This window comes from Gallaecimonas kandeliae (assembly GCF_030450055.1).
Taxonomy (GTDB): Bacteria; Pseudomonadota; Gammaproteobacteria; order Enterobacterales; family Gallaecimonadaceae; genus Gallaecimonas; species Gallaecimonas kandeliae.
Window position 1 is genome coordinate 1,369,887 of sequence record NZ_CP118480.1, and the last position, 26,559, is coordinate 1,396,445.

The following is a 26,559-nucleotide window of genomic DNA, read 5'->3' on the forward strand; positions in this document are numbered from 1 at the left end:
GATGAAAGTGGCATTTCTGGGCCTCGGCGTCATGGGCTATCCCATGGCCGGCCACCTGCAGCAGGCGGGCTTTGACGTCTGCGTCTACAACAGGACTGGTGCCAAGGCCGAGGCCTGGGCCAAGCAACATGGCGGCCGCTATGCCGCCACCCCCGCCGAGGCGGCCCAGGGTGCCGAGCTGGTGATGATGTGCGTCGGCGACGACGACGACGTGCGCAGTGTCGCCGAGCAGGCCCTGGCCGGCATGGCCAGCGGCGCCATACTGGTGGACCACACCACCGCCAGCGCCATCGTCGCCCGCGAACTGCACCAGGCCCTTTTGGCCCGCGGCATCGGCTTCCTGGACGCGCCCGTTTCCGGCGGCCAGGCCGGCGCCGAGAACGGCCAGCTGACCATCATGGTCGGGGGCGATGAGGCCAGCTACGCCAAGGCCGAGCCGGTGCTCAAGACCTACGCCAAGCAGATCAAGCGCCTGGGTGAGGCAGGTGCCGGCCAGCTCTGCAAGATGGTCAACCAGATCTGCATCGCCGGCGTGGTGCAGGGCCTGGCCGAGGGCATCAACTTCGCCAAGCAGGCCGGCCTCAACGTGGCCGACGTGGTGGAGGTGATCGCCAAGGGGGCCGCCCAGAGCTGGCAGATGGAAAACCGCGCCTTGACCATGGACAAGGGGCAGTACGAATTCGGCTTCGCCGTGGATTGGATGCGCAAGGACTTGGCCATCGCCCTGGACGAGGCGCGCCGCAACGGCAGCCAGTTGCCCCTGACCGCCCTGGTGGACCAGTTCTATGCCGAGGTGCAGCGCCTCGGCGGCAGCCGCTGGGACACCTCCAGCCTGCTGGCCCGCCTGGAGGCGAGCAAGGCCTGATAAAAAAAGCCGCCCTTGAGGCGGCTTTTTTTACGCTGGCATATCAGCTTCCTGTGGTTCCAGCGCCTTACAAGTGCTGGTTCAGGGCAGCACCTTCTTAAAGGGTTTGACCACCACCTTCTGGTAGACGCCGGCTTCGACGTAGGGGTCGGCGTCGGCCCAGGCCTGGGCTTCGGCCAGGCTGTCGAACTCGGCCACCACCAGGGAGCCGGTGAAGCCGGCCTCACCCGGATCGTTGGCGTCTATGGCCGGCAGTGGGCCGGCCAGCACCAGGCGGCCGGCTTCCTGCAACAGCTTCAGCCGCTCCAGGTGGGCGGGGCGGGCCGGCTGGCGCAGGGGCAGGGAATGGGGAACGTCTTCACTGGCGATCATGTACAGCATGGGGCTCTCCTTGGTTGAGGCCCTTAGCTTACGCAAAAGAAAAAGCCCCGGCAGCAGCCGGGGCAAAAAATCACTATCAGGATGTCTCAGAGATGGACTGGCGCTGTATCGCAATGCCAATTCGCAGGCATTGTGCCGCCATGGCGTGACATTTTGATGACTGTTTGGACAAGAGGCGACAACTTAGCCAAAGGCGAGCAAAGCAGCAGGACTGCACTCCTTCCTGCTATGAAAAAGGCCGCCCGGGGCGGCCTTTGCGATCAGGACTTTTCTTCTTCCGGCAGATGCTTGTAGATAAGCATACCGGTCACCACTATGGCCAAGAGGTTGAGGCCAGTGGTGCCGAACAGCTTGAAGTTGACCCAGGCGTCCTGGGAATAGTGGTAGGCCACATAGAGGTTGAGGGCGGCAAGGCCGGCGAAGAAGGCGCTCCAGCCGAAGCTCAGGTTGCGCCAGACGCCGTCAGGCAGCGTCAGCTGGCCGCCCAGCATGGTCTTGAGCAGGCTCTCGCCCTTGAGCTGGGCCAGCAGCAGGGCCAGGGCGAAGGCGAGGTAGACCACAGTCACCTTCCACTTGATGAAGAGGGGGTCCCGGAATATGAGGGTCATGCTGCCGAAGACGACCACGGCCCCCAGCAGCCACCACTGCTGCTTGCTGATGGCCTTGCCCATGGCCTTGAAGATCACCAGCAGCAGGGCCGTGCTGGCCATCAGGGCCCAGGTGGCGGTGTAGATGCCGCCCAGCTTGTAGGCGATGAAAAAGACGATGAGCGGCAGGTAATCAAGAACAGCCATGCAATCCTCCAGACAACTGCCGCCCAGTCTACGCCAACTGGCTCCCCACTCCAAAGCCCCGCGCTGGGTCATCAACTCATGCGTTTGATGAACTCCTGGATGATGGTGAGGTAGATCTGGTCTCCCAGCACCTTGTCCTCCACCCCTGAGTCGATGTTGGGGTTGTCGTTGACCTCTATCACCACCGGCTTGCCGTCCACCACCTTGAGATCCACCCCGAACAGGCTGTCCCCCATCAGGTTGGCGGCCTTGACCGCCGTTTCCACCACCTTCTTGGGGGCGGCGGCCACCGGCAATGTCTCGAAACCGCCGGACTGGGTCTTCTTGCCGGAGTGGTTGTAGATCTGCCAATGGCCCCGGCTCATGAAATACTTGCTGACAAAAAGAGGCTGCCGGTTGAGCACCCCCACCCGCCAGTCGTATTCGGTGTAGCAATACTCCTGCAGCAGGATCAGCGCCGACTGTTTGAAGAAGGCCTGGGCATGATGGTGCACCTCCTCCATGTCCTTGGCCTTGACCACGCCCCGGGAAAAGGAGCCGTCCGGTATCTTCATCACCAGTGGGAATCCCAGCTCCTGGGCCGCGGCCACCAGGGCCTCCTCGTCGCCGTGTTGCACCACCCGGGTCTTGGGGATAGCCACCTTGGCCTGCTCCAGGCGCTCGGCGAGGTAGATCTTGTTGGTGCAGCGCAGTATGGCCTCGGGGGTGTCGATGACGGCCAGCCCCAGGTTCTCGGCACGGCGTGCCATCTGGAAGCTCTGGCCGTGGATGCTGGTGGTCTCGCGGATGAAGAGGCCGTCGTATTCGGCCAGCCGTGCGGCCTGCTTGTGGGTGATGAGATCCACCTGAACCCCCAGGGTGCGGCCGGCGCGGATAAAGCGCTTGAGGGCGCCGGTGTCCGACGGCGGGAACTTCTCTTGTGGGTCCACCAGCATGGCGAGATCGAAGCGGTACTTGCGCTTGGGCTTCTTGACCCGCCAGATCTTGGCGGAAAAGGCGTCCAGGGCTTCGGCGAAGAGGGTTTCCTCGGCGTCGCTGAGATCCTTGAGCCCCTTGGGCTTGAGCTTGGTGATGACCCCCTCCTTGATGCTGGCCTCCAGGATAGGGGCCGGGAAACGGTCGAACAGCTGTAGCCCCAGCTCGGCGAACTGCGGGTCCAGGGTGCGGCCGAAGAAGACGCGAAAGTTCGACTCGGTCTCAACCGGGGCCTTGACCGTCTTCAGCTCAGGGCCGTAGAGGCCGCGGCTGGCCAGGTCGTTCAAGGTGGCGACAGAGGGAATGACCCTGTGGCCACGGGCTTCGGCCAGCAGCGAGCAGTAATAGCCCTCGCCCAGGTAGCGATAGGAGCCGGTGAGGTTGAGTACCTGGACCTTGTCCCCTTCCTTGGTGGGATGGAGCTTGAGGTATTGGCGGGCGGTCAGCAGATCTTCCGAGGGGTAGAGGCCTCCCCACTGTTTTCTGTCCTTGAGGAGGATATAAAGCCGGGTCATGGTCGCTCCTGAACTAGGGTAGTGCTGCGCTGGCGGGCGCTGATGGCCTGCTTGGGCGCCGCCAGCATGCGCCTGCAAAGACGCCTTCGCAAACAAGGGTTTCTTGTTCTTAAGACAAGCAACCTTTGCTGTCGGGCGCCTCCAATTATGGCTATTGTGCTGTTAAGCCGCGTAACTGGTGTTCGACATGAAACTGCGCCTTGCCACCCTTAGGGATCTCGAGGATCTCCACGACCTGGAACTGAAGGCCTTTACCCACGACAGGCTGGACAGGCGCCGCTGGCGCCACCTGCTGAAGGAGGCCCATGGCCAGGTCTGGGTGGCAGAGGAAAAGACCAAGCTGCTGGGGGCCGCGGTGCTGCTGCTGAAAAAGGGCACGGCCCTGGCCCGGCTCTATTCCCTGGCGGTGGACCCCAAGGCCCGTGGCCGCGGCATCGCCAAGGCCCTGATGGACAAGCTCGAGGAAGCGGCCCTGGCCGAGGGCATGGTCGCCATCCGCCTGGAAGTGCAGCAGGGCAACGAGGCCGCCATAGGCCTCTACGGGCGCTGCGGCTTCAAGGTCATAGCGCCGCTGCTGGCCTACTACGAGGACGGCGGCGACGGCCTGCGCATGGAAAAGCGCCTCAAGGGCAAGCTGCCCAGGGGCAGCCTCAAGGTGCCTTATTATGCCCAGCAGACCAGCTTCACCTGCGGCCCCGCTTGCCTGCTGATGGCCCTGTCGGCGCTGAAGAAGAAGCACAGGCCCAGCATCAGCAACGAACTCAACCTCTGGCGCGAGTCCACCACCATCTACATGACCTCGGGCCACGGCGGCTGCTCCGGCGAGGGCCTGGCATTGGCGGCCAAAGCCCATGGCCTGGAGGTGAGCCTCTGCGTCTCCGACCGGGAAGTGCCCTTCGTCGAAGGGGTCAGGAACCTGGAGAAGAAGCGCATCATCTCAGTGGTGCACGAGGATTTTTCCAAGCGCCTCAAGAAGGCCGGGGTGGCCCGCATCATCCAGCGCCTGGAGCTCGACGCCCTCAAGCGGCACCTGGACGGCGGCGGCCTGGCGCTGGTACTCATCTCCACCTACCTGATGCACAACGAGAAGGCGCCGCACTGGGTGCTGGTGGTGGCCATGGACAAGCGTTTCGTCTACCTGCATGACCCGGATTTGGACCAGGGCCAGAGCGTGACCGACAACATCGCCATGCCTGTTCCCCTGGCCATGTTCCAACGCATGTCGCGCCAGGGACGACGCCAATATTCGGCCGCACTGCTGCTACGCTAAATAAGGAAACGAAGGACAGGCGAGTCTCACGAAAATAACGCTGTACGCTGGCGCCGCTTATGCTACTATGGTCATCGGTCGCAGCTTGCAGGTTGCGGCTTTACTTCATGTAACAGTCAAGATTTGATACTTCGCTACACATTCCGCTTTACCAGAAATGTTGTCCTGAAGCTTCACTAACTGTTTGTCATCATAAGTAATTTGTTTAACGCGCCTCGGCGCACAGTCAACTTCAGGAGACATCCCATGTCCAAGTCTACCGGCACTGTAAAGTGGTTCAACGAAGAGAAAGGTTTTGGCTTCATCACCCCTGAGAACGGCGGTTCTGACGTATTCGTTCACTTCCGCGCCATCCAGGGCAACGGTTTCCGCGTTCTGAAGGAAGGCCAAAAGGTTTCCTTCGACGTAGAACAAGGCCAGAAAGGCCCCCAAGCTGCCAACGTCGTCGCTCTGTAAGACCACGTTACCCAGCTTAAGAAAAAGGACGCTTCGGCGTCCTTTTTTCATGCCCGTCAAAAAGGACGCTGCAAAGGGTCCAGCAACCTGTCCAGGCCTTCTATCTTGAGCGCCAATGCCAGCGCCATCAATTCTCCCAGCTCGCCTTCGGGAAACCCCTTCTTCTGAAACCACAGCAGGTATTCCTCCGGCAGCTTCATCAGGAACCGGCCCTGGTATTTGCCGAAGGGCATGCGGGTGTTGGCGAGCTTGAGCAGTGTGGCTTTGTCGAACATGGCGGCCTCTTTTTGGAGGCCAGCATAACAGAAAGGGCCCATCGGGCCCTTTCCTTTAGGCTTGGCGGCTGGCCGCCTTCATGCCTTCGACAAACCTCGCCAGGGCCTTGGGCCCGCGCTCGGCCGCCTTCACGGTGGCGCTGCCGCTGATGGCGCCGTCGCAGCCGGCCTCCAACGCCGCCCTGACCTGGGACGGTTCCCCTATGCCAAAGCCCAGCACCACAGGGGCCGACTGGTAGCGCCGCAAGGTCTCGATGATGTGGCCCAGCGGCTTGCCGGCCGCCGTCTCCGTGCCTGTGACCCCGGCCCTCGATACCAGGTAGACGTAACCCTCGCTGAGTTCGGCCACGGCTTTGAGGGTTTCCTCCGAGCCGTTGGGGGGCGCTATCAGCACAGGCGCTACGCCGGCCGTCTTGGCGGCGGCCACGAAGGGCTGGGATTCCCTGACCGGCACGTCCGCCACCAGCACCGAATCCACCCCGGCGGCCTTGGCCTGCTGGTAGAAGCTGTCGATGCCGGCGGCAAAGACCAGGTTGGCGTAGGTCAGCAGCCCCACCGGGATCTGCGGGTACCTGTCTTTGAGGCGGCGGATAAGGTCCAACGCTTTTTGCGGCGTGGTGCCGGCAGCGAGGGCCCTCAGGGTCGCACCCTGGATGGTGGGGCCGTCGGCTACGGGATCGGAGAAGGGCATGCCCAGCTCCAGGGCGTCGGCGCCGTTTTCCACCAGCAGGCAGAGGTGCTCGAAACTGGTCTCCAGATCCGGGTCGCCCAGGGTCAGGAAGGGGATGAAGGCGCCTTCGTCCTGGGCTTTGAGGCGGTCAAAGAGGGATTGGTACAGGCTCATTGTCCGGCCTCCAGCTGCATGATGGTGTTGAGATCCTTGTCGCCGCGGCCGGAGAGGTTGACCAGCAGCACTTCTTCCTCGGTGGCGGCCGCTGCCCGCTTGAGGGCGTAGGCCAGGGCGTGGGAGGACTCGATGGCGGGGATGATGCCCTCGCTGCGGCACAGGGTCTTGAAGGCGGCTATGGCCTCGTCGTCCGTCACGGCCACGTACTGGGCCCGGCCGGTCTGGGCGAGAAAGGCGTGCTGGGGGCCCACGGCCGGGTAGTCGAGGCCGGCGGAAATGGAGTGGGACTCCTGCACCTGACCCTCGTCATCCTGCATCAGGTAGCTCTTCATGCCGTGCAGTATGCCGGTGCGGCCGAGATGGATGGGGGCGCCGTGCTTGCCGGTGTCGAGGCCCTCGCCGCCGGGCTCGACGCCGACGAGCTCCACCCCTTCTTCCTCGATGAAGTCGGCGAAGAGGCCGATGGCGTTGGAGCCGCCGCCGACACAGGCGATGGCGGCATCCGGCAGCCGGCCTATGGCTTCGATCATCTGCGCCTTGGCTTCTTTACCTATGATGCGCTGGAACTCGCGCACCAGGTGCGGGAAGGGGTGGGGACCAGCTGCCGTGCCCAGCAGGTAGTGGGCCTTGTCGTAGTTGGCGGCCCAGTCGCGCAGCGCCTCGTTGACGGCGTCCTTCAAGGTGCCGGAGCCGGCATGGACGGGGATCACCTCGGCGCCCATCAGCTTCATGCGGTAGACGTTGGGCTGCTGGCGCTCGCAGTCCTTGGCGCCCATGTAGATCCGGGCCTTGAGGCCCAGCATGGCCGCCACCATGGCGGTGGCCACCCCGTGCTGGCCGGCGCCGGTCTCGGCGATGATCTCGGTCTTGCCCATGCGCTGGGTCAGCAGACCCTGGGCCAGCACCTGGTTGGTCTTGTGGGCGCCGCCGTGCAGCAGATCCTCGCGCTTCAAGAAGATGCGCACCTTGGGATTGGGGCTGAGGTGGGTGGCCTCGTAAAGGGGCGTGGGGCGACCGGCGAAGTGCTTGAGCAGTTTGCCGAGCTCGGCTTGGAAGGCCGGATCCTCGATGGCGTCTTCGAAGGCCTGGGTCAACTGGTCCAGGGCCGGCACCAGGATCTCCGGCACGAAGGTGCCGCCGAATTCGCCGAAATAGGGGGAGAAACGACTCATGCTTGCCTCATCAATTGGAATGTCTGCTGGATAAGGGCGGCGTCCTTGACGCCGGGGGCGGACTCCAGCTTGGAATTGAGATCCAGGCCCAGTATGCCGGGGACCTTGAGGGCGGCCTGGACATTGGCCGGGCCCAGGCCGCCGGCCAGCATCAGGGGCAGTTTGGCGGGGTTTTGGATGGCCTGCCAGTCAAAGCTCTGGCCTGTGCCGCCGAATTGGCCGCCGTCCTGGCTGTCCAGCACCAGGCGGTCCACGGCCAGGGTGCTGGGGGCCTCCACGGTGCTGGCCTTCCAGAGCTGCGCCTGTGTGAGGCCGCGCAGGGCCGCCACGTAGTCGGCATCTTCATCGCCGTGCAGCTGTACGGCGAAAAGCCCCAAGGCCTCGGCCGCCTCGGCCACTTCCGCCACCGGGGCGTCCTTGAAGACCCCCACATAAGCCAAAGGAGCGGCCTGGGTGATGGCCTTGGCCTCGGCCAGGGTCACTTGGCGGGGGCTCTTGGCGGCGAAGATGAGGCCGCCGTAGGTGGCGCCGGCTTCATAAGCGGCCTTGGCGTCCTGGGGCCGGGTCAGGCCGCAGACCTTGTGCTCGCCGAGGATGAGCTGGCGGCAGGCGAGGTTGACGTCGCTCTTGCTCATCAGCTCGGATCCCACCAAGAAGCCCCTGGCCACCTTCCGCAGGCGCTGTACGTCGCCGTGGGTGCGGATCCCGGACTCGCTGATGATGACCCTGTCCTCGGGAATGCCCTCGGCCAGGGTCTCGGTACGGCGCAAATCGATGGACAGGTCGTGGAGGTTGCGGTTGTTGATGCCGATGATGCGGGCGCCGAGGCGCACGGCCCTGTCCCGCTCCTCAGCGGTGGCCACTTCGGTCAGCACGTCCAGGCCGAATTTGCCGGCTTCCTCGGCCAGTTGCCGGTAGCTGGCGTCGTCCAGCACCGACAGCATCAAAAGGATGGCGTCGGCCCCCAGGTAGCGGGCCAGGCGCACTTGGAAGGGGTCGATGAAGAAGTCCTTCATCAGCACCGGCACCTTGACTTCGGCCGCCACCGCCGCCAGGTAATCAGGATGGCCCTGGAAGTAGGGCTCGTCGGTCAGCACCGAGATGCCGCTGGCGTAGGACTGGTAGGCCTTGGCCAGGGCCAAGGCATCGAAGTCGGGGCGGATCAGTCCCTTGGAGGGGCTGGCTTTCTTGCACTCGAGGATAAAGCCGCTGCCGTAGCGCAGGCTGTGTTCCAGGGAGCGCCGGGATTGGGGCAGGGCCATGGTGGCGGCCCTGGGATAGCGGGCCTTGAGGGCCGGCAGGTCCGCTTTCTTGCGCTCAACGATCTGCTCAAGCACTGTCGCCACGAAGGATCTCCTTGAGTTGTTGCAGGGTGGCGTGGGCCCGGCCGGACGCCAGTATCTCGGCGGCCAGGGCAACACCTTCCTTCAGACCGGCAGCCTTGCCGGCCAAGTAGAAGAGGGCCCCCGCATTGGCGGCCACAGCGTCAAAGTAAGGGCCGCGCTCGCCGGTCGCAAGCAGCTTTTCCAGGGCGGCGGCGTTGAAGGCGGCATCGCCGCCGGCCAGCTCGTCTATGGCCCTTTCCTCAAGGCCCAGATCCGCCGGGGTCAGCTTGTACTGGATAAGGGCGCCGTCCAGCAGCTCCACCACCTGGGTGGGGCCGTGCAGGGCCAGCTCGTCGAGGCCGCTGCCGTGCACCACCAGGGCCCGCTCCACTCCCAGGGCCTTGAGGGCGCTGGCCACCACGTCCAGCAGGGCGGGATCGTAGACCCCCATCAGCTGCAGGTTGGGGCGGGCGGGGTTGACCAGGGGCCCCACCAGGTTGAAGAGGGTGCGGGTCTTGAGCGCCCTGCGCACCGGCATGGCGTGTTTGATGCCGGGGTGGTATTGGGGGGCGGCGATAAAGCAGAGGTTGGTGTTCATCAAGGCGCGGTGGGCGACGGTGGACGGCACCGTCACCGGCACCCCCAGGGCGCCCAGCACGTCGGTGCTGCCGGACTGGGAGGACACGGCCCTGTTGCCGTGCTTGGCCACCTTGACGCCACCGGCGGCGGCCACGAAGGCGGCGGTGGTGGAGATGTTGAGGGTGTTGGCGCCGTCACCGCCGGTGCCGCAGCAGTCGATGAGATCCCCCTGGGGCCGGGGGAAGGGATTGGCGGCGGCCAGCAGCGCCTGGGCCAGGCCCTGCAGTTCACTGCTCTGCTCGCCGCGCAGCTTCATGGCGGTGAGGGCGGCGGCAAGCGTCACGTCTTCGAGGCGGCCGGCGGCCATCTCTGTGAAGAAGGCCTGGGCCTCGGTCACGTCCAGGGCCTTGCCCTGCAGCAGCGTATCCAGGCTCATGATGCACCTCGCAGCAAAGTCAGGGCGTTGGCCAGCAGCTGGTGACCGCCTTGGGTCAGCAGGGACTCGGGGTGGAATTGCAGGCCCAGCGCCGGGTATTGCTTGTGGCTCACCGCCATCACCTGGTCTTCGCTGGTGGCCAGTACCGTCAGGCAGTCGGGCACCAGGTCGGCCACCAGGCTGTGGTAGCGGCCCACCATGGGGGCGCTGCCCATGCCCTGGAAGAGGGGATGGTCCTGGATGGCCAGGCGGAAGGCCTTGCCGTGGCGGGGCGGGGCCGAGCGCTTGAGGCTGCCGCCGCACAGCTCCACCAGGGCCTGGTGGCCCAGGCAGACGCCCAGCACCGGGAAGCGGCCCAGGGCTTCGGCCAGCAGTGCCTTGAGGTTGCCGGCCTGGTCCGGGGTGCCGGGGCCGGGGGAGATCAGCAGCACTGCGCCGCTCTGGCTTTGCAGCTTGGCCAGTACCGTCTCTACCGAGACGTTGTTGCGGTAGACCACCACTTCTTCGCCGAGGCGGCGGCAGTCGTCCACCAGGTTGTAGGTAAAGGAGTCGAAGTTATCCAGCAGCACTATCATGACTGCACCTCCACGGCGCCCAGGGCCCGCAGTACAGAGGCGGCCTTGTGGCGGGTCTCGTCGGCTTCGAGCTGGGGGACCGAGTCGTAAACCACGCCGGCGCCGGCCTGGACGCAGGCCACGCCGTCCTGGACCAGGGCGGAGCGGATGACGATGGCGCTGTCCATGTCGCCGCGGGCGGTGAGGTAGCCGATGGCGCCGCCGTAGGCGCCGCGGCGGCGGCCTTCGGTCTCACGGATGAGGCGGGTGGCCATCAGTTTGGGGGCGCCGCTGAGGGTGCCCATGTTGAGCGCCGACTGGTAGGCGTGCAGGGCATCGAGATCGCCGCGCAAGGTGCCTTTGACCCGGGATACCAGGTGCATCACCTTTTCGTAGCGGTCCACCTTGAGGAGATCGGTGACGGTGCGGCTGGCGGGCTCCGAGACCCGGGCCACGTCGTTGCGGGCCAAGTCCACCAGCATCAGGTGCTCGGCCTGCTCTTTCTCGTCCAGGCGCATCTCCAGTTCGAAACGGCTGTCTTCGTCGGCGTCGCTGCCGCGGGGTCGGGTGCCGGCGATGGGGTAGATGGCCAGCTCACGGCTCTGGCTGTCGACGGTCAGGGCGCTTTCCGGGCTGGCGCCGAAGAGCACGAAGTCGCCGGCGTTGAGATAAAACATGTAGGGGCTGGGGTTCTGGGCCCGCAGCGCCTGGTAGCTGATGAGGGGCGCAGGGCAGGGGGCCAAGAAGCGCCGCGAGGGCACCACCTGGAAGCAGTCGCCGGCGAGGATGTGCTCCTTGAGGGCCGATACCTGGGCCTTGAAGGCCTCGTCGTCCGGCTCTACCCGCGCCTGGGGCGGGGCTTGGATGGCCAGGGCCGGCAGGGGAGCGGCCTGGGCCAGCTGCTGCTGGTAACCGGCCAGGCGCCGGGACAGCTCGAAGTAGCTGGCGGAGCCCTGGCCACCCAGGGCCAGGGCCAGCAGGGTGGCGCTGCCGGTGCGGTGGTTTAGGTAGAGGGCGGTCTCGGCAAGGTACAGGCAGAGATCCGGCACCCTTTCGTTGCCGTCGAGCTCGGGCAGATCCTCGAGGCTGGCCACCAGATCGAAACCGAAGAGGCCGGCCACCAGGCTCTCGAAGGGCAGGTCGGCGTCCTTGGGCAAGAGCGCCAGCAATTCCCGCAGCACCGTGAAGACAGAAGGGGCCTTGAGGCGGCTGTCCTCGTCCAGCTCGGTGTCCGGCTGCTCGAAGCTCAGGCTGAAGGTATTGCCTTCCACCTGGGCATTGAGGCGCTCCGCCAGCACCGGCAGCAGCACCTCGCCGTTGGCGGTGAGGGCCTGGACAGTGACGGTGCGGCCGAGGGCGGTGATCTTCAGGGCCGCGTCCGTGATGACCAGGCTCTGGGTGGCGTTGCCGGCGCTGGGCTCGGCGGATTCCAGCAGCAGGCTGTGGGTCTTGGCCCCCAGGGCCCGGTAGGCCACCAGGGGATCGGGGCAGGCGCCGAGGCGCAGGCGCAGCAGGGCGGGTCTCACAGGGTCCTCCCGGCGGCGGCCACGAAGGGTTTGAGTTCGCGCATCAGCTGTTCGAACATGGCGGCGGTCAGGGCCTGGTGGCCGTCGGAGAGGGCTTCCTTGGGATTGAGGTGGGCCTCGACGATGACGCCATCGGCGCCGACGGCGGCGGCGGCCCGGGCCAGGGGGATCACCAGCTCGCGGATGCCGGTGCCGTGGGAAGGGTCCACCACCACCGGCAGGTGGGTCTTCTGCTTCAGCAGGGCCACGGCGTTAAGATCCAGGGTGTTGCGGGTGGCGGTCTCGAAGGTGCGGATGCCGCGCTCGCAGAGCACCACTTGGGGGTTGCCGTGGGCGACTATGTATTCGGCGGCCAGCAGGAACTCTTCGATGCTGGCGGACAGGCCTCTTTTCAGCATCACCGGCTTGCCGCAGCGGCCCACCGCTTCCAGCAGCCGGTAGTTGTACATGTTGCGGGCGCCGATCTGCAGCATGTCCACGTGCTCGGCCATGGCGTCCACGTCTTCCGGGCTCACCACCTCGGAGACGGTGGGCAACCCCAGCACCTCGTTGGCTTCCTTGAGCAGCTTGAGGCCTTCCAGACCCAGGCCCTGGAAGGCGTAGGGGCTGGTGCGGGGCTTGAAGGCGCCGCCGCGCAGACCGATGGCGCCGTGGTGCTGGACCATTTCTGCCACCCCCAGCAGCTGCTCGCGGGATTCCACGGCGCAGGGCCCGGCAATGACCACGAAACGCTCGCCGCCGATCTTGACCTTGCCCAGCGGCACCTGGGTGTCGTGGGGATGCAGTTCGCGGGACACCAGCTTGTGCTTGGAGAGGATGGGTTTGACCTCCTCCACTATGGGGTCGGCTTCGAGGTTCAGCTCGTCCAGCACCCGCTCGTCGCCGATGGCACCGAGGACGATGCGCTCGACGCCGGGCATGTAGAGGGGCTTGAGGTTCTTGGCTTCGATGCGGGCGAGGATGGTCTTGGCATCGGCTTCGGTGGCATGGGGTTTCAGTACGATGATCATGATGTTTTCCTTTGATTCAAAAACGAAAAAGCCCGCTTTCTCAGCGGGCTTTTGGATGTCGGTTCGACAAACAACAAGGTGCAGCTAGCCCGCCTGAAGCCAGGAGCGCCACCACCAACGGAAAGTCATGCTGTTTGTCTTGCTGCTCATTGCCTTAAAAACTCCAGAAACGAAAAAGGGCCCGCTTTCTGCGGGCCCTTCTTGGAAATCGTAAACACGACCAAGCTCACAGCCCGCTTAAGGGTTGTGCCACCACCAGATGAGGTTGAATGCTTGGTTTTGCATGGGTCGTGTTTCTTTCAATAGTTGAATTGCTATCCAAGCTATAGGCCTTTTTTACCCCTGTCAACGCCTTCTTTCAGTTAGAATGGCCCCATGCTTTACGACCTGCACAGCCACACCCATTTTTCCGACGGCCGCCTCTCCCCCAGGGAGCTGGTGGCGCGGGCTATTGAGCGCCGGGTAAGCCACCTGGCCATCACCGATCATGACAGCGTCGCGGGCCTCGCCGAAGCCCGAGAAGCGGCGGGAGAGGCGCTTGAGCTCATCAACGGCATCGAGTTTTCCACCTGCTGGCAGAACAAGGAGATCCACGTGGTGGGTCTCTGGGTGGAGCCGCAGCATGAGGCCCTGACCACCCTCATCGCCGCCCAGGCCGAGCGCCGGGAGCGGCGCGCAGAGGAAATGGCCAGGCGCCTGGAGAAGGCCCGGGTGCCCGGCGCCCTGGAAGGCGCCCGCGCCCTGGCAGGCTCAGGCACCCTGACCCGGGCCCATTTCGCGCAGTACATCATGAACCAGGGCAAGGCCCCGACCATGCAGGCGGTGTTCAAGAAATACCTGACCCGCGGCAACCCCGGTTATGTGCCGCCACCCTGGCCCGAGATGGGCGAGGCCATTGCGGCTATCAGGGCTGCCGGCGGCGTCGCCGTGCTGGCCCACCCGGGCCGCTATAAGCTTTCCGGTAAATGGCTGCGCAAGCTGGTGGCGGACTTTGCCGAGCAGGGCGGCCAGGCCCTGGAAGTGGCCCAGTGCCAGCAACCCCTGAATGAGCGGCGTTTCCTGGCGGAATTGGCCGCCGAGCACCAACTCGCCGGCTCCCAGGGGTCCGATTTTCATTACCCCAGCCCTTTTTCGGAGCTGGGGCGCAACCTTTACCTGCCGGCGGGCTGCCGCGCAGTCTGGGAGAGGGAATCCTTATGAGCCAATTTTTCTACGTCCACCCGGAGAACCCCCAGGCCAGGCTGATCAGCCAGGCCGTGGCCATCATCCGTAGCGGTGGCGTCATCGTCTACCCCACCGATTCGGGCTATGCCCTGGGTTGCCACCTGGGGGACAAGGCGGCCCTGGAGCGCATAGTGCGCATCCGCCAGCTGCATGACGACCACAATTTTACCCTGGTCTGCAAGGATCTCTCCGAGTTGTCCCTCTATGCCAGGGTGGACAACCAGGCCTTTCGCCTTATCCGCAACAACACCCCTGGGCCTTACACCTTCATCCTCAAGGGCACCAAGGAGGTGCCCAAGCGCCTGCTCAACCCCAAGCGCAAGACCATAGGGCTGCGGGTGCCGGACAACGTCATCGCCCTGGCGCTGCTGGAAGCCCTGGGGGAGCCGTTGATGTCGACGTCGCTTATCCTGCCCGGCAACGACTTTACCGAGTCGGATCCCGAGGATTTCCGTTTCGGCCTGGAGCGGCAGGTGGACCTCATCATCCACGGCGGCGTGCTGGGGGAAAAACCCACCAGCGTCATTGACATGAGCGAAGAGGCCGTCGAGATTGTCAGGGTCGGCGCAGGAGACGTGACCCCCTTCCAATGACCCAGGACACCCCGACCCAGCCCATACAGCAGCCTTTGCCGCTGGCCTTTGTCCACGGGCAGCCTTTCACCGAGCTGCCCGAGGATCTCTATATCCCGCCACAGGCGCTGGAGGTCTTCCTCGAAGCCTTCGAGGGCCCCCTGGATCTGCTGCTCTACCTCATCCGCCGCGACAAGGTCGACATCGTCGACATGCCCCTGGCCCGTATCACGGCCCAGTACATGGAGTACGTGGAGCTGATGCAGGAGCTGAAGCTGGAGCTGGCCGCCGAATACCTGGTGATGGCCGCCATCCTCGCCGAGATCAAATCCCGGCTGCTGCTGCCAAGGAGGGTCAGCGAAGAGGGCGAGGAAGAGGTGGACCCCAGGGCCGAGCTGATCCGCCGCCTCCAGGAATACGAGGTGATGAAGCAGGCCGCCCAGGACATCGACGCCCTGCCGCGGGTGGAGCGGGACACCTTTATCGCCGGCGCCGACACAGGCCCCGGCTGTGCCCCCATCAAGCTGCAGCCCGAGGTGGCGCTGGAAGAGCTGGTGTTGGCGCTGTCGGGGGTGCTCAAGCGCGCGGCCATGTTCGAAAAGCACCAGATCAGCAAGGAAAAGCTCAGCACCCGCGAGCGCATGGCCAGGGTGCTGGAGATCCTGGCCGAGGCCGGCCACCTGCCCTTTGTCGCCCTTTTTACGCCCGAAGAGGGCCGGTCCGGCGTGGTGGTCACCTTCGTGGCTATCCTTGAACTGCAGAAGCTGGCTGCGGTGCGCATCATCCAGCCCGAGCCCCTGAGCCCTATCCGCGTGGAGATCCGCCATGGCCAGGACAGGTGACGAAGGACGCCAACGGGTGTCGTTGAGAGTGGAGGTCAGCCATGGCCAAGATCAGTGACGAACAGCTTAAACAGGTGCTGGAGGCGGCCCTGTTCGTGGCCGGCCGGCCCCTGTCGGCCCAAGATCTGCTGGACAGCGTGCTGGCAGGCTATACAATCTCGCGTCCCAAGCTCACCAAGGCCCTGCAGGCCCTGGAGCTGGACTACAGGCCCCGCGGCATCCAACTGGTGGAAGTGGCCAGCGGTTGGCGCTTCCAGGCCAACGACGCCCTGAGCCCGCTGCTGTCCCGGCTCTGGGTAGAAAAGGCACCGCGGTACTCGCGGGCGACCCTGGAGACCCTGGCCCTCATCGCCTACCGCCAGCCCATTACCCGCGGCGAGATTGAGGAAGTGCGGGGCGTTGCCGTCAGCACCCAGATCATCCGCACCCTGGAAGAGCGGGGTTGGATCCGGGTGGTGGGGACCAAGGAAGTGCCTGGCCGCCCGGCGCTGTTTGGCACTACCCGCCAGTTTCTGGACGACATGAATTTGAAAAGCCTGGGCGATTTGCCCGAGCTGATGGACATCACCAACCCAGCCGAGAGGCTCGAAGAGGAAACCCCATGACAGAGAAATTGCAGAAAGTCCTGGCCCGTGCCGGCCACGGCTCCCGCCGCCAGCTTGAAGCCCTGATCGCCGCCGGCCGCATCAGCGTCAACGGCAAGGTCGCCACCCTGGGCGACCGTATCGACAGCCATGCCGAAGTGCGTATCGACGGCCATATAGTGCCCATCAGCAGCTCCGAAGAGGTGGTCTGCCGAGTGCTGATGTACAACAAGCCCGAAGGCGAACTCTGCTCGCGCAAGGATCCCGAAGGCAGGGCCACCGTCTTCGACCGCCTACCGCGCCTCAAGCAGGGCCGCTGGGTGGCCGTCGGCCGCCTCGACATCAACACCTCTGGCCTGCTGCTGTTCACCACAGACGGCGAGCTGGCCAACCGCTTGATGCACCCCAGCCACCAGGTGGAGCGGGAGTACCAGGTGCGCATCTTCGGTGAAGTGACAGACGCCATGCTCAAGACCTTGCGCAAGGGCGTGCAGCTTGAAGACGGCCCGGCCCACTTCAACAGCATCAGGTTCACCGGCGGCGAAGGCATGAACCAATGGTTCGCCGTCACCCTGGCAGAGGGCCGCAACCGCGAAGTGCGCCGGCTTTGGGAATCCCAGGGAGTACAGGTGTCGCGCCTTATCCGTACCCAGTACGGCAAGATGGATCTCGACCGCCAACTGCCCCAGGGCGGCTGGAAGGAGCTGGCCAAGCCCGAAGTCAACTACCTGCGCACCCTGGTAGGCCTGCCGGAAGAGACTCGTACCCTGTTGGACGAGCGGGCCGACGCCAAGGACAACCCTTATGTCCTTGCCGCCCGTATCCGCCGCGCCGTCAAGCGTGACAAGGCCAGGGAAACAGAGCAGGGCCGTGGCCAGCAGCGCCAGGAAAAGCCCCGCCAGGAAAAGCCCGGCAAAGAAGGTCCCAGGCTGCGCGGCGAGCAAGCCGGCACCAAGAAGCCGGGCCGCCCCGGTGACAAGGCCCGTCAAGGTGGCGAACAGGGAAGGCCTGCCCGCCCCGGCGGCCGCAAGGCCCCCACCAGGGCCGGCCGCAATGAGAGCCGCCGCAAGCCCTGATAAAAAAAGCCGCCCTTTGGGCGGCTTTTTCGTTGGGGTGCTTTAGAAGCGGTAGTTGACCCTGAAGTAGGCGAAACGGCCTTGGGCGGACGCTGTCTCGGTGTCGTAGCCCATGAAGTCGTTGTCGGAGAAGGGCGGCTTCTCGTTGAAGAGGTTGTTGGCGCCCAGCGTCAGTTTCCAGTGCTCCAGGCCCTGGTAGCTGACGCTGGTGTCCAACGTCACGAAGCGGTCCACCGTGCCGTCGGCGCCGACGTCGACGTTGTCTTCGTACTGGCCGATGTAGTTGACCCTGGCGGTGGCGGCCCAGTCGTTCAGGCTCCAATCCAGGGCGGCGTTCCAGCGCCATTCGGGGTGGCGCCACTTGCCGGCCAGGTTACGTTCTTTGCCGTCTGCCTTGATCTCCTTGAAGTTGTTCACCCAGGTCAGCAGGTAGCTCAGGTTGAAGAGGCCAACGTTGCTGTCCAGGTGGTAGCGCATGTCGAGATCGATGCCGTCTGTCTTCTGGCCACCGAGGTTCTGGTACTGGTCGACTATCTGGAAGATGCGGCCGGGCACGCCGTTGGCGGCCGGTTCACGGATCACCTGGAAGTTGTCTTCCGCTACCCCATTGGCCATTTGCGTCAAACGGTACTGGGTGTCGGTGTCGATGAGGTTCTTCTGGTCGTAATTCCAGTAGTCCATCACCACTTCCAGTGCGTCGAGGGGCTGCCAGACCATGCCGAGGTTGTAGGAGTCGGATTTCTCCGGCTTCAGATCCGGGTTACCGGACAGGATCACGGTGCGCTCCAGGCCTTTGCAGTCCTCATCGGCTCCGGTTTTCTCGCAGCGCAGCGGGTCTGTAAGACTTGGCGACTCTTGGGTCGGGCCCAGGCCCAGCTGCACCAGGGATGGGGCGCGGAAGGCCTTGCCCCAGGAGCCGCGCAGCATCAGATCCTCTGTGACCTTGTACTGCAGGGCGACTTTGGGGCTGGTGTTGGTGCCGAAGTCGGAATAGTGCTCGTAACGCAGGGCCAACTGGGCTTCCAGTTTTTCCACTATCGGCAGGGCCAGTTCGCCGTAGACCGAATACTGGTTGCGGCTGCCGAAGGCGGTGGTGGCTTCGGTGCCGAACACCTCGCCGCGCAGGAACAGCTCGTCCGGGACGTCTTCTATCTCCTCCTGGCGGTATTCGACGCCGACGGCGTATTGGCTGTCGCCGCCGGGCAGGGCGAAGGCGTCACCGGAGATCTGGCCGTCCCAGGCCTTGGTCACGGAGCGGCCGGAACGGGTGGTCTGGACGCTGATATCGTCGATGACCGCCGGATCCTGCTCTGTGGCGAAGGGGTTGTAGAGGCCGGCGTTGATGGCGTCCTGGAAGCGGGAACTCTGCACAAAGCCGGACTTGCCGTATTCGTGGCTGCGGGAGCGGGAGTAGGTGTAGGACAGTTCCCAGTCGAAAGCGTTTTGCTGGCCGTTCAGGCCCAGCACCAGGCGCTGGTTGTCCGCTTCCACCTGCTTGTGGCGGGCACCGGCTTCGGTGGTGCGGCGGCGCATGGTCAGGTCTTCACCCGGGAAGGGGTTGGTGGCTGCGCCAGAGGTGAACAGGGGGTTGTCCGCCAGCATGTAGAACTCCCCGAAGGAGGGGCTGGGGGCGCCATGCACGTTGCTGGTGGAGTGCTGGACGTTGGCTTCCATGAAGCCGGTGATGTTTTCGGTGATCTCCTGCTGGTGGGTCAGGATGAGGCCGGTTCGCTCTGTGGAGGGGTTGAGGGTCATCCAGGGCGCGTAGTTGAAGCGACAATAAGCTCCAATACGGTCTTCAACAGGGCAGTTGACGTCCGGCTGCCATTCGTAGAGATCGGATTTGGGGGTGATGGATCCGTCCGCGCCCACTGTGGCGGGGATATAGGAGCCGGGGTTGCCGGAAGAGGATCTATGGTCTGTACCACCACGGCTGCTCTGGTCAGCATTCCTGGAGTAGCTGCGGTCGCTGTAGAAGGTCTCGTCGCGCTTGAAGTAGTCCAGGATCACGGTGGTGTGGGCCTTGTCGTCGCCGTGGCCCCAGAGCAGGGAGGCGGACTTCTCGGCGCCGCCGCCGTCCTTGGTGTCGCCCATGCTGGCGTTGATCTCGGTGCCGTCGAAATTCTTCTTGAGGATGACGTTGACCACGCCGGCGATGGCGTCGGAGCCGTAGATGGCCGAGGCGCCGTCCTTGAGCACGTCGATACGCTCTATGGCGGCGACGGGGATGGCGTTGATGTCCACGAAGGCGGTGTCTATGCCCTGGGCGAAGGCGTTGACGGCGATGCGCCTGCCGTTCAGCAGCACCAGGGTGGAGTCGGCCCCCAGGCCGCGCAGGGATATACCGGCTGAGCCGTTGGCGGTGGAGTCGGAGTCGTTACCCTGGGGGCTGAAGCTGCCGTTGCCGGCAACGGGCAGCTTCTTCAGCAGTTCGCCCAGATCACGGGCGCCGGAACGGGCTATCTGGTTGGCGTCGATGTAGAGCACGGGTGAGGGGCCTTCCAGGTCGGCCCTGCGGATATGGGAACCGGTCACTTCGATACGTTCGACCTGATCGTCCTTCTTGTCATCGGCGGCCTGGGCCAGGGACGAGGCTGCCAGGGTGCTGAGCACGGCCGTGGCCAACAGGGTTTTGCGATACATGGGGGTCCTCCCGTCGTTATATTTTTGTTGTGTTACCAAATGGTAACGAAACCAACATAAGGCGCCTGAGGTAGGGCCTGGAAAGGCAGTTTGATGTTTTTTGTTTGTTAAAGTGCCTTCTTTTGAAAGGCCTCGAGCAAGGGGGGGAAGCGGCTTTGTTGGGGGCGGGAAAGAAAAACGCCGGCGGGTGCCGGCGTTTTTTCAGAAGCCGCGGGGGCGGCGGCAGTGGTGGTCACGGCCTTCCAGGACATCTTCCCAGAACGCCTTGGGCAGCAGGCCGCTACCGGCACTGACTTGGGTGACCGCTTTCTTGGCCGGTGCCGCCTTGGGGGCAGCGGCTTTCTTGGGGGCGGCTTTCGGCTCTGCCTTGGGCGCGGCCGCTTTCTTGGCCGGGGTGGCCTTGGCCTCGCCGGCGCCGCCTTTGAGTTCGGCAGTCATATCGACGATATCCGCCAGGCGGACGCTTTTGCCGCCGTCGATGGCATACCAGCTGCCTTTTTGCTCGATCTGCGGTTCTTTGCCGTTTTTGGCGTTGTAGGCAGCGATGAAGTCTGCCAATACTTGGTCTTTATCCAGAGTGGCCATGGCCCTTTCCTTATATTCCTCGACGTATAGGCGTGTTTAACCCGCCAGATTTTATACTTATTTTAACAACCCCTGTCTAATTTCATGGTTTTTGCCCTCAAGGTCCCCCTTTATCCTGGGCGGCGAAGAAGGAGGAAAAATGGAACGTCAGCACTTGCTCGGCTACTTGGACGAGTTGCTCAAGCCCACGCTTTTTCGTGATTATGCCCCCAACGGCCTGCAGGTGGAGGGCGGCGAGGAAGTCACCCGCATCATGACCGGGGTTACCGCCAGCCAGGCCCTGATCGACGAGGCCATCGGCTGGGGGGCCGATCTGCTGCTGGTGCATCACGGTTATTTCTGGAAGAACGAACCCCAGATCATCACCGGCATCAAGGCCAAGCGCATCAAGAGCCTCTTGGCCCACGACATCAACCTGGTGGGCTACCATCTGCCCCTGGACGCCCACCAGGGCCTGGGTAACAACGCCCAACTGGCCCGCCAGCTGGAGCTGGAGGTGCGTGGCGCCCTCGACGACGAGCTGGGCAAGGGCCTGGTGTGGAAGGGGCGCTTGCCGATGCCCATGCAGGCTCTGGACTTCTGCGCCTACCTGGAAGCCAAGCTTGGCCGCCGCCCCCTGCACCTGCCGGGGGGACCCGAGGTGATAGAGACCGTCGCCTGGTGCACCGGCGGTGCCCAGGACTACATCGACTTGGCCGCCGATGCCGGCGTCGATGCCTTCATCTCCGGTGAAGTCTCGGAGCGCACCACCCACATTGCCGCCGAGCGTGGCCTTCATTACTTCGCCGCCGGCCACCATGCCACAGAGCGCTATGGCATCAAGGCCTTGGGTGAGCACCTGGCCGACCAGTTCGATCTGGACGTGCGCTTCGTAGATCTGCCCAATCCCGTATGACCCAAGACCGCATCTTTGAAGACCGCCTGGCGGCCAAGTTCGGCCGCCGCATCTACGACAGCTACAAGGGCGCCTTGCGCCAACACCTGGTGCTGAGGGATCTCAAGCCGCTGCTGGCAGAGCTCCTGGACATACTGGACGTGGGCGGCGGCCAGGGGGAGATGAGCCTGCTGCTGGCCGGCCTTGGCCACCGCCTGGAGCTGGCCGAGCCGTCCGCCGAGATGCTGGCCAAGGCCCGCGAGGCCTTTGCAACTGCCGGTGTCCAGGTGCAGTGCCGCCAGGCCCGGCTCAAGGAGCTTACCGGCCAGTACCCGCTGGTGCTCTTCCACGCCGTACTGGAGTGGCTGGGGGACCAGCACGGCTCACTGCAACAGGTGATGGACAGGGTGGCACCAGGCGGTCACCTCTCCTTGCTCTTCTACAACCGCCACAGCATCGACTTCAACCACCTCATCCGCGGCAACTACCGTCACCTGGAAAGGGGCAGCTACGGTGGCGGTCACAGCCTGACCCCTCACAGCCCGCTCTGGCCGGAAGACGTCTACGGTTGGCTGGAGGAGGCCGGCTGGACCCTGGAGGCCAAGACCGGCATCCGCTGTTTTTCCGACTATTTCCAGAAAGGGGAGCAGCAGCCGGATCTCGAGACCCGGATCCGCTGGGAGGAATGGGTGGCCAATCGCGAGCCCTATCGCAGCCTGGCCCGCTATATCCACGTCCTGGCCAGGAGGCCGGCTGAATAGAGCCCGGGCTGCGGTTAGATCCCAGGTCCTGGCCAGGAGGCCTGGCTGAGGCCCTGACCCTTTCCCATGCCAGCTCTTGGCAATAAAGGCAGGCCTGCGGGCCAGTCTGCAGCTTACCTTTTCTCGACGAGAAAGGCCTCAGTGCCAGAGAGGGCCATGGGGACCCTTGCCAAGGGGGGCCCTGGCGGCCCTGGCTATGGCCCCTTGCAGGTATTGGTGGGCCAGTAGCACGGCCATGGCCAGGGGCTTGCCCTTGGCCAACTCCGTGGCAATGGCGGCGGCCAGGGTGCAGCCGGTGCCGTGCAGCTGGCCGTCCGGCTGGCGTCGGGCGGTGAGGCTGGACAGGCGCTTGCCGTCCCAGAGCCAGTCGGTGAGCAGGGCCCCCTGGCCGTGGCCGCCCTTGAGCAGGAAGGCGCAGGGCAGGGAGGCCTTGAGGCCTTCGAGCAGGGCCTTGGGTTCCAGGCTTTGGGCCAGCAGGGCGCCGGCCTCTGGCAGGTTTGGGGTCAGCAGGGAACAATGGGGCAGCAGGGCCGCTATGGCTTCCAAGGCCCCCAGGCGCAGGCCGCTGCTGGCCGACAGTACCGGATCCAGTACCAGCGGCGCCTGGCCTTGCCAGGCTTCCAATTCGGCTGCCACCGCCTGGGCTATGGCCGGGCTACCCAGCATGCCCACCTTGATGGCCAGGGGCGGGATGTCGGCCAGCACAGCCCGCAATTGGGCCGCCACCAGGCTGGGGGGCAGTAGCTCCAAGGCCTGCACCCCCTGGCTGCTTTGCACCGTCAAGGCGGTGGGCAGGGCCATGGCATAGCCGTCCAGGGCCTGGCAGGTCTTGATGTCGGCCTGGATACCGGCGCCGCCGGACGGATCCGAACCGCCGATAAAGAGCACGGGATAGCGCATGGCCAGTCCTGCATCTGAAGGAAACAACGCCTAATGGTCGGTCAACTGAGCCCGCCGGGCAAGGCGGATTGCCAGGGCGTGCCAGCCTTGACACAATCTGGCCATTACTCGTTCAGGTCGCCAAGGAACTGCATGCCTTACCAAGCCCTTCTTTCCCTCTGGGCCCGCCCCAGGGAAACCTACAGAGCCATCATCCAGCACAGGCCGGGCAACAGTTCTGTTGGCCTTTACGTGCTGGCCTTCTACCTGACCCTGGCCCAGCACCTGCTCAGCAGCCACCACAGCTCTTTGGCGGTGACCCTACTGGTGCTGGTAGCCCCCCTGGTGGCGACGACGCTGCTCTACCTGCAGGGCTGGATGTTGCGGCTGGTGTGCGGCTGGTTCGACGGCCAGGCCCAGGCCCTCGGGATCCGGACCGCCCTGGCCTGGGGCGGCGTCCCCGCCACCCTGGGCATCCTCCTCTGGCTATTGGGTTACCTGCTCTACGGCGATGCCATGCTCTGGGAAGAAAGCGGCCAGCTGCCGAAACAGGGGGGCGTGCTGGTCGTCAGCCTGGTGGGGCTGGTACTGACCTGCTATTCGGTGATCACCACCTGCCAGATGCTGGCCGAGGCCAACGGCTTCAGCGCCTGGCGCGCCCTGGCCTCGGTACTGCTGACCCTGATGCTGGCCACGATGCTGGCGTTGGCTGTAGCCATCCCCTTGATATTGCTGGTATTGGGGCCTGATATCCTGGCCCTGCAGTGAGTTCGTCGTCCCTGGGCGGCAATTGGTCGTAGCCGCTTGGGCGCCAGCGCCTCCAGTGTTAACGTCTCTGTAACTTAAATCACGGAAGAAAGATACCTTATGCGTAAACTCGTCCTCAGTACCCTGACCCTGGCCCTGCTGGGCTGCCAGGACACCGAAAACACCCAGGTGCAACAGGCCACGCCTGCGCCTGCCGTGGCGGCGGCCGAGCAGGTGCCAATCGCCCAGTTGCCCGATTGGGAGGCGCCCAGCCATTACAGCCTGACCCTCTGGGTGAACCCGGACCAGCAGAGCTTCAAGGGAGAGGGTGAGATCGCCATGACCCTGTCCAAGGCCAGCGATCATCTCTGGATGCACGCCAAGGACATGAGCCAGCTGCAGATCCAGGCCCAGACCCAGGACGGCGAGCTGCTGGATGCCAAGGTCGAGACCAAGGATGACAGCGGCGTCATTAAGGTCAGTTTTGCCAAAGTTCTGGAGCCCCAGAAGCTGACCCTCAAGGTCACCTACCAGGCGCCCTACAACCAGTCCCTGGAGGGGCTTTACAAGGTCAGCGAAGGGGGCCGCAACTACGCCTTCACCCAGTTCGAGTCCATCGACGCCCGCCGCGCCTTCCCCGGGTTTGACGAACCGCGCTTCAAGGTGCCCTTCGACATCACCCTGGCCATTCCCAAGGGCATGAAGGCGGTCGCCAATACCCCTGAGGTCAGCCGCAAGGAAGAGGGCGACTGGACCTACATCCAATACGCCACCACCAAGCCCCTGCCCAGCTACCTGCTCGCCTTCGCCGTGGGGGATCTCGACATCGTCGATTGGCAGCCCATGCCCAAGACGGCCCTGCGCGACCATGCGGTACCCCTGCGCGGCGTGGCCGTGCACGGCAAGGGCGAGAAGCTCAAATACGCCCTGGAGCACAGCGCCGGTATAGTCCAGACCCTGGAGGACTACTTCGGTATCCCCTATCCCTACAAGAAGCTGGACATCATAGCGGTGCCCGACTTCGCCGCCGGCGCCATGGAAAACCCCGGCGCCATCACCTATCGCGAACAGCTGCTGCTGATGGACGAGGATGCCCCCTTCTGGCAGAAGCGCTCCTACGCCTCAGTGCATGCCCACGAACTGGCCCACCAATGGTTTGGCGATCTGGTGACCATGCCCTGGTGGACCGATATCTGGTTGAACGAAGCCTTCGCCACCTGGGCCGGCAACAAGGCCGCCGCCACATGGGCGCCGGACTGGGGTTATGACCTTGGCATAGCCCAAGGCGCCCAGCGGGCCATGAGCGCTGACTCCCTGGTCAACATGCGTGAAATTCGCCAGCCCATCCTCAGCAATGCCGACATCTCCAACGCCTTCGACGGTATCACCTACCAGAAGGGCGGCGCCGTGCTGAAGATGTTCGAATACTTCGTCGGGCCCAAGACCTTCCAGAAAGGGGTGCACCAGCACCTGGTTGACCACGCCTGGGGCAACGCCACCGCCGAGGACTTCGTCGGTGCCATCGCCAAGGCGGCCAATAACCCGGCCATCAACCATGCCTTCATGACCTTCCTGACCCAGACAGGGGTACCTAAGGTGGCAGTGGAAACCCACTGCGAGGACGGCAAGGCAAGCCTGCACCTGACCCAGAGCCGCTACCTGCCGCTGGGCTCCAAGGGCGATCCTAACCGCACCTGGGACGTGCCTTTCTGCTTCAGCGCCGACGGCCAGCGCCATTGCCAGCTGCTGACCGAGAAGGAAACCGACATTCCCCTGGCCCATTGTCCCAAGACCCTGCTGCCCAACGCCGACGGCACCGGCTACTATCGTTTCAGCGTCAGCGATTGGCAGCCGCTGGTGGCTGCGTTGCCGACCTTGCCCAAGGGCGAGGCCCTGGCGGTGCTGGACAGCTTCAATGCCGCCCTGGCCGACGGCTCTTTGAGCGTGGATGACTACCTGGCCCAGATGCCGACCATTGCCCAACTCAAGGACCGCGAACTGGCCACGGCTCCCATGGACCAGTTGACCTTCATCCTCGAGCACCAGAGCCAGGATAAGGACGCCCGCCGCGCCCAGTACCAGGCCTGGTATGGCCCGCGCCTGGCCACCCTGGGGCTCGCCACCCGAGCTGCTGAGTCCAAGGATGACACCCTGCTGCGTAACTCCCTGGTCTATTTCCTGGCCGAAACCGCCAAGGCCCCACTACTGCGGGCCCAGTTGGGCGAGGCCGCCAAGGCCTACATGGCCGGCAAGCCGAGCGGCATCAGCCCGGATCTGACCGGCCTTGCCTTGGACGTCTGGGTTCAGGACACAGGCCGCCCCGCTTTCGAGGCCCTCAAGGCGCAGCTGGCCGCCAGCGAAGACTCAGTGGTGCGCCAGCGGGCGGTGCAGGCCCTGGCCAGCACCGAGGAGCCCCAGCTCTCCAAAGAAGTGCTGGACATGGCCCTGACCGGGCCGCTGCGGGTCAACGAGCGCTTCATGATCATGGGCGACCAGGCCTATAGCGACAGGACCCGCGCCGCCACCTACGACTGGTTCAAGGCCAACCGCCAGGCGGTGGAGGCCATGTGGCCAGCTGCCCATCGCAAGCGCATCGTCTCCGCCTTCAGCGGCTTCTGCTCTGACGAGATGGCCAAGGACCTTGCCGACTACTTCGGTAAGCTCAACTACGAAGGTGGTGAGCGCAACCTCAAGGGGGCAGTGGAGAGCATCGAGCTCTGCAGCGCCCGCGCCAAGGGCTGAAGCCCGCCATGGAAAAAGCCCCCGACAGGGGGCTTTTTTGTGGGCCCTTG

The 26,559-nt window shown here is 64.5% G+C and carries 25 protein-coding genes, 1 pseudogene and 1 other annotated feature; of the genes and pseudogenes, 12 read left to right on the forward strand and 14 right to left on the reverse strand.

The genetic code is table 11. The annotated features are described in order from the left end of the window. Window position 1 precedes the first annotated feature (1 nt). A complete protein-coding gene (locus tag PVT67_RS06710; RefSeq protein WP_301499132.1) occupies window positions 2–865 on the forward strand; it encodes an NAD(P)-dependent oxidoreductase in 864 nt (287 codons plus the stop codon). Window positions 866–946: 81 nt separating this feature from the next. Here PVT67_RS06710 and PVT67_RS06715 read toward each other — a convergent pair whose 3' ends face one another. The 3 genes from PVT67_RS06715 to PVT67_RS06725 all read right to left on the reverse strand — a co-directional run bounded on the left by PVT67_RS06715 (window position 947) and on the right by PVT67_RS06725 (window position 3,530). Continuing rightward, window positions 947–1,246, reverse strand: coding sequence for a YciI family protein (locus PVT67_RS06715; RefSeq protein WP_301499133.1), 300 nt, complete (start codon window positions 1,244–1,246; stop codon window positions 947–949). Window positions 1,247–1,506: 260 nt separating this feature from the next. Then, on the reverse strand, window positions 1,507–2,040 hold the full coding sequence (locus PVT67_RS06720) for a septation protein A (protein ID WP_301499134.1): 534 nt from the start codon (window positions 2,038–2,040) through the stop codon (window positions 1,507–1,509). A gap of 71 nt (window positions 2,041–2,111) precedes the next feature. Then, window positions 2,112–3,530 (reverse strand): RimK family protein, encoded by a 1,419-nt coding sequence (locus PVT67_RS06725; RefSeq protein WP_301499135.1) that lies wholly within the window; start codon window positions 3,528–3,530, stop codon window positions 2,112–2,114. Window positions 3,531–3,717: 187 nt separating this feature from the next. Between PVT67_RS06725 and PVT67_RS06730 the strand changes: the two genes are divergently transcribed. Then, a complete protein-coding gene (locus tag PVT67_RS06730) occupies window positions 3,718–4,800 on the forward strand; it encodes a peptidase C39 family protein (RefSeq protein ID WP_301499136.1) in 1,083 nt (360 codons plus the stop codon). 246 nt (window positions 4,801–5,046) lie between these two features. Beyond that, window positions 5,047–5,256 (forward strand): transcription antiterminator/RNA stability regulator CspE, encoded by a 210-nt coding sequence (gene cspE / locus PVT67_RS06735; RefSeq protein WP_301499137.1) that lies wholly within the window; start codon window positions 5,047–5,049, stop codon window positions 5,254–5,256. 56 nt (window positions 5,257–5,312) lie between these two features. Here cspE and PVT67_RS06740 read toward each other — a convergent pair whose 3' ends face one another. From PVT67_RS06740 to aroF, 8 genes are read right to left on the reverse strand one after another with little or no spacing between them, the layout of a single operon-like run. Further along, window positions 5,313–5,531, reverse strand: a complete 219-nt coding sequence (locus tag PVT67_RS06740; RefSeq protein WP_301499138.1) for a DUF3820 family protein — start codon at window positions 5,529–5,531, stop codon at window positions 5,313–5,315. A gap of 55 nt (window positions 5,532–5,586) precedes the next feature. Continuing rightward, window positions 5,587–6,375, reverse strand: coding sequence for a tryptophan synthase subunit alpha (gene trpA, locus PVT67_RS06745; RefSeq protein WP_301499139.1), 789 nt, complete (start codon window positions 6,373–6,375; stop codon window positions 5,587–5,589). Then, window positions 6,372–7,550: a tryptophan synthase subunit beta gene (trpB, locus tag PVT67_RS06750; RefSeq protein ID WP_301499140.1), complete on the reverse strand. Its 1,179-nt coding sequence runs from the start codon at window positions 7,548–7,550 to the stop codon at window positions 6,372–6,374. Before trpB ends, trpA begins: the two co-directional genes overlap by 4 nt. Next, the gene (gene trpCF, locus PVT67_RS06755) at window positions 7,547–8,896 is read right to left on the reverse strand and encodes a bifunctional indole-3-glycerol-phosphate synthase TrpC/phosphoribosylanthranilate isomerase TrpF (protein WP_336407817.1); all 1,350 of its coding nucleotides are present in this window, start codon (window positions 8,894–8,896) and stop codon (window positions 7,547–7,549) included. The genes trpB and trpCF overlap by 4 nt, the downstream gene beginning before the upstream one ends. Then, on the reverse strand, window positions 8,880–9,890 hold the full coding sequence (trpD, locus tag PVT67_RS06760) for an anthranilate phosphoribosyltransferase (protein WP_301499141.1): 1,011 nt from the start codon (window positions 9,888–9,890) through the stop codon (window positions 8,880–8,882). The genes trpCF and trpD overlap by 17 nt, the downstream gene beginning before the upstream one ends. After that, a complete protein-coding gene (locus PVT67_RS06765) occupies window positions 9,887–10,465 on the reverse strand; it encodes an anthranilate synthase component II (RefSeq protein WP_301499142.1) in 579 nt (192 codons plus the stop codon). Before PVT67_RS06765 ends, trpD begins: the two co-directional genes overlap by 4 nt. Beyond that, window positions 10,462–11,970 carry an anthranilate synthase component 1 gene (locus PVT67_RS06770; RefSeq protein ID WP_301499143.1) on the reverse strand — a complete coding sequence of 503 codons (1,509 nt, stop codon included), beginning with the start codon at window positions 11,968–11,970 and terminating at the stop codon, window positions 10,462–10,464. The genes PVT67_RS06765 and PVT67_RS06770 overlap by 4 nt, the downstream gene beginning before the upstream one ends. Further along, window positions 11,967–12,980: a 3-deoxy-7-phosphoheptulonate synthase gene (aroF, locus tag PVT67_RS06775; protein ID WP_301499144.1), complete on the reverse strand. Its 1,014-nt coding sequence runs from the start codon at window positions 12,978–12,980 to the stop codon at window positions 11,967–11,969. Before aroF ends, PVT67_RS06770 begins: the two co-directional genes overlap by 4 nt. Before the next feature lie 22 nt (window positions 12,981–13,002). Then, window positions 13,003–13,103, reverse strand: a sequence feature (Trp leader region). Window positions 13,104–13,355: 252 nt separating this feature from the next. Between aroF and rnm the strand changes: the two genes are divergently transcribed. From rnm to rluB, 5 genes and pseudogenes are all read left to right on the forward strand, one after another. Continuing rightward, window positions 13,356–14,180 carry an RNase RNM gene (gene rnm, locus PVT67_RS06780; protein WP_301499145.1) on the forward strand — a complete coding sequence of 275 codons (825 nt, stop codon included), beginning with the start codon at window positions 13,356–13,358 and terminating at the stop codon, window positions 14,178–14,180. Continuing rightward, a complete protein-coding gene (locus PVT67_RS06785; RefSeq protein ID WP_301499146.1) occupies window positions 14,177–14,797 on the forward strand; it encodes an L-threonylcarbamoyladenylate synthase in 621 nt (206 codons plus the stop codon). The genes rnm and PVT67_RS06785 overlap by 4 nt, the downstream gene beginning before the upstream one ends. Further along, window positions 14,794–15,618, forward strand: a complete 825-nt coding sequence (locus PVT67_RS06790; protein ID WP_301499147.1) for a segregation and condensation protein A — start codon at window positions 14,794–14,796, stop codon at window positions 15,616–15,618. Before PVT67_RS06785 ends, PVT67_RS06790 begins: the two co-directional genes overlap by 4 nt. 41 nt (window positions 15,619–15,659) lie before the next feature. Beyond that, on the forward strand, window positions 15,660–16,223 hold the full coding sequence (gene scpB / locus PVT67_RS06795; protein WP_301499148.1) for an SMC-Scp complex subunit ScpB: 564 nt from the start codon (window positions 15,660–15,662) through the stop codon (window positions 16,221–16,223). Next, window positions 16,220–17,104 (forward strand): annotated as a pseudogene (gene rluB / locus PVT67_RS06800) (23S rRNA pseudouridine(2605) synthase RluB); the annotation flags it as partial. The gene scpB and the pseudogene rluB, both read left to right, overlap by 4 nt. A gap of 216 nt (window positions 17,105–17,320) precedes the next feature. On the opposite strand, the gene PVT67_RS06805 reads toward rluB, so the two are convergent. Both PVT67_RS06805 and PVT67_RS06810 read right to left on the reverse strand, forming a co-directional pair. Next, on the reverse strand, window positions 17,321–19,921 hold the full coding sequence (locus tag PVT67_RS06805; RefSeq protein WP_301499150.1) for a TonB-dependent receptor: 2,601 nt from the start codon (window positions 19,919–19,921) through the stop codon (window positions 17,321–17,323). A 201-nt stretch (window positions 19,922–20,122) separates the two neighbouring features. Beyond that, window positions 20,123–20,506, reverse strand: coding sequence for a hypothetical protein (locus tag PVT67_RS06810; protein ID WP_301499151.1), 384 nt, complete (start codon window positions 20,504–20,506; stop codon window positions 20,123–20,125). Window positions 20,507–20,645: 139 nt separating this feature from the next. Here PVT67_RS06810 and PVT67_RS06815 point away from each other — a divergent pair, with 139 nt between their 5' ends. Both PVT67_RS06815 and PVT67_RS06820 read left to right on the forward strand, forming a co-directional pair. Continuing rightward, entirely contained in the window at window positions 20,646–21,401 is a 756-nt protein-coding gene (locus PVT67_RS06815) for a Nif3-like dinuclear metal center hexameric protein (protein WP_301499152.1), read from the forward strand. Beyond that, a complete protein-coding gene (locus PVT67_RS06820; RefSeq protein WP_301499153.1) occupies window positions 21,398–22,141 on the forward strand; it encodes a methyltransferase domain-containing protein in 744 nt (247 codons plus the stop codon). Before PVT67_RS06815 ends, PVT67_RS06820 begins: the two co-directional genes overlap by 4 nt. 138 nt (window positions 22,142–22,279) lie before the next feature. Here PVT67_RS06820 and thiD read toward each other — a convergent pair whose 3' ends face one another. Then, the gene (thiD, locus tag PVT67_RS06825) at window positions 22,280–23,041 is read right to left on the reverse strand and encodes a bifunctional hydroxymethylpyrimidine kinase/phosphomethylpyrimidine kinase (RefSeq protein WP_301499154.1); all 762 of its coding nucleotides are present in this window, start codon (window positions 23,039–23,041) and stop codon (window positions 22,280–22,282) included. A 132-nt stretch (window positions 23,042–23,173) separates the two neighbouring features. Here thiD and PVT67_RS06830 point away from each other — a divergent pair, with 132 nt between their 5' ends. Together PVT67_RS06830 and PVT67_RS06835 are read left to right on the forward strand one after the other, a co-directional pair. Then, window positions 23,174–23,788, forward strand: a complete 615-nt coding sequence (locus PVT67_RS06830; RefSeq protein ID WP_301499155.1) for a YIP1 family protein — start codon at window positions 23,174–23,176, stop codon at window positions 23,786–23,788. 99 nt (window positions 23,789–23,887) lie between these two features. Continuing rightward, window positions 23,888–26,509 (forward strand): M1 family metallopeptidase, encoded by a 2,622-nt coding sequence (locus PVT67_RS06835; protein ID WP_301499156.1) that lies wholly within the window; start codon window positions 23,888–23,890, stop codon window positions 26,507–26,509. Window positions 26,510–26,559: the final 50 nt, after the last annotated feature.

What these genes read in the sequence shown, in the direction of transcription:
- PVT67_RS06710 (WP_301499132.1), top strand. Translation starts at nt 2, where the DNA reads ATGAAAGTGGCATTTCTGGGCCTCGGCGTCATGGGCTATCCCATGGCC.
- PVT67_RS06715 (WP_301499133.1), bottom strand. Translation starts at nt 1,246, where the DNA reads ATGCTGTACATGATCGCCAGTGAAGACGTTCCCCATTCCCTGCCCCTG.
- PVT67_RS06720 (WP_301499134.1), bottom strand. Translation starts at nt 2,040, where the DNA reads ATGGCTGTTCTTGATTACCTGCCGCTCATCGTCTTTTTCATCGCCTAC.
- PVT67_RS06725 (WP_301499135.1), bottom strand. Translation starts at nt 3,530, where the DNA reads ATGACCCGGCTTTATATCCTCCTCAAGGACAGAAAACAGTGGGGAGGC.
- PVT67_RS06730 (WP_301499136.1), top strand. Translation starts at nt 3,718, where the DNA reads ATGAAACTGCGCCTTGCCACCCTTAGGGATCTCGAGGATCTCCACGAC.
- cspE (WP_301499137.1), top strand. Translation starts at nt 5,047, where the DNA reads ATGTCCAAGTCTACCGGCACTGTAAAGTGGTTCAACGAAGAGAAAGGT.
- PVT67_RS06740 (WP_301499138.1), bottom strand. Translation starts at nt 5,531, where the DNA reads ATGTTCGACAAAGCCACACTGCTCAAGCTCGCCAACACCCGCATGCCC.
- trpA (WP_301499139.1), bottom strand. Translation starts at nt 6,375, where the DNA reads ATGAGCCTGTACCAATCCCTCTTTGACCGCCTCAAAGCCCAGGACGAA.
- trpB (WP_301499140.1), bottom strand. Translation starts at nt 7,550, where the DNA reads ATGAGTCGTTTCTCCCCCTATTTCGGCGAATTCGGCGGCACCTTCGTG.
- trpD (WP_301499141.1), bottom strand. Translation starts at nt 9,890, where the DNA reads ATGAGCCTGGATACGCTGCTGCAGGGCAAGGCCCTGGACGTGACCGAG.
- PVT67_RS06765 (WP_301499142.1), bottom strand. Translation starts at nt 10,465, where the DNA reads ATGATAGTGCTGCTGGATAACTTCGACTCCTTTACCTACAACCTGGTG.
- aroF (WP_301499144.1), bottom strand. Translation starts at nt 12,980, where the DNA reads ATGATCATCGTACTGAAACCCCATGCCACCGAAGCCGATGCCAAGACC.
- rnm (WP_301499145.1), top strand. Translation starts at nt 13,356, where the DNA reads ATGCTTTACGACCTGCACAGCCACACCCATTTTTCCGACGGCCGCCTC.
- PVT67_RS06785 (WP_301499146.1), top strand. Translation starts at nt 14,177, where the DNA reads ATGAGCCAATTTTTCTACGTCCACCCGGAGAACCCCCAGGCCAGGCTG.
- PVT67_RS06790 (WP_301499147.1), top strand. Translation starts at nt 14,794, where the DNA reads ATGACCCAGGACACCCCGACCCAGCCCATACAGCAGCCTTTGCCGCTG.
- scpB (WP_301499148.1), top strand. Translation starts at nt 15,660, where the DNA reads ATGGCCAAGATCAGTGACGAACAGCTTAAACAGGTGCTGGAGGCGGCC.
- PVT67_RS06805 (WP_301499150.1), bottom strand. Translation starts at nt 19,921, where the DNA reads ATGTATCGCAAAACCCTGTTGGCCACGGCCGTGCTCAGCACCCTGGCA.
- PVT67_RS06810 (WP_301499151.1), bottom strand. Translation starts at nt 20,506, where the DNA reads ATGGCCACTCTGGATAAAGACCAAGTATTGGCAGACTTCATCGCTGCC.
- PVT67_RS06815 (WP_301499152.1), top strand. Translation starts at nt 20,646, where the DNA reads ATGGAACGTCAGCACTTGCTCGGCTACTTGGACGAGTTGCTCAAGCCC.
- PVT67_RS06820 (WP_301499153.1), top strand. Translation starts at nt 21,398, where the DNA reads ATGACCCAAGACCGCATCTTTGAAGACCGCCTGGCGGCCAAGTTCGGC.
- thiD (WP_301499154.1), bottom strand. Translation starts at nt 23,041, where the DNA reads ATGCGCTATCCCGTGCTCTTTATCGGCGGTTCGGATCCGTCCGGCGGC.
- PVT67_RS06830 (WP_301499155.1), top strand. Translation starts at nt 23,174, where the DNA reads ATGCCTTACCAAGCCCTTCTTTCCCTCTGGGCCCGCCCCAGGGAAACC.
- PVT67_RS06835 (WP_301499156.1), top strand. Translation starts at nt 23,888, where the DNA reads ATGCGTAAACTCGTCCTCAGTACCCTGACCCTGGCCCTGCTGGGCTGC.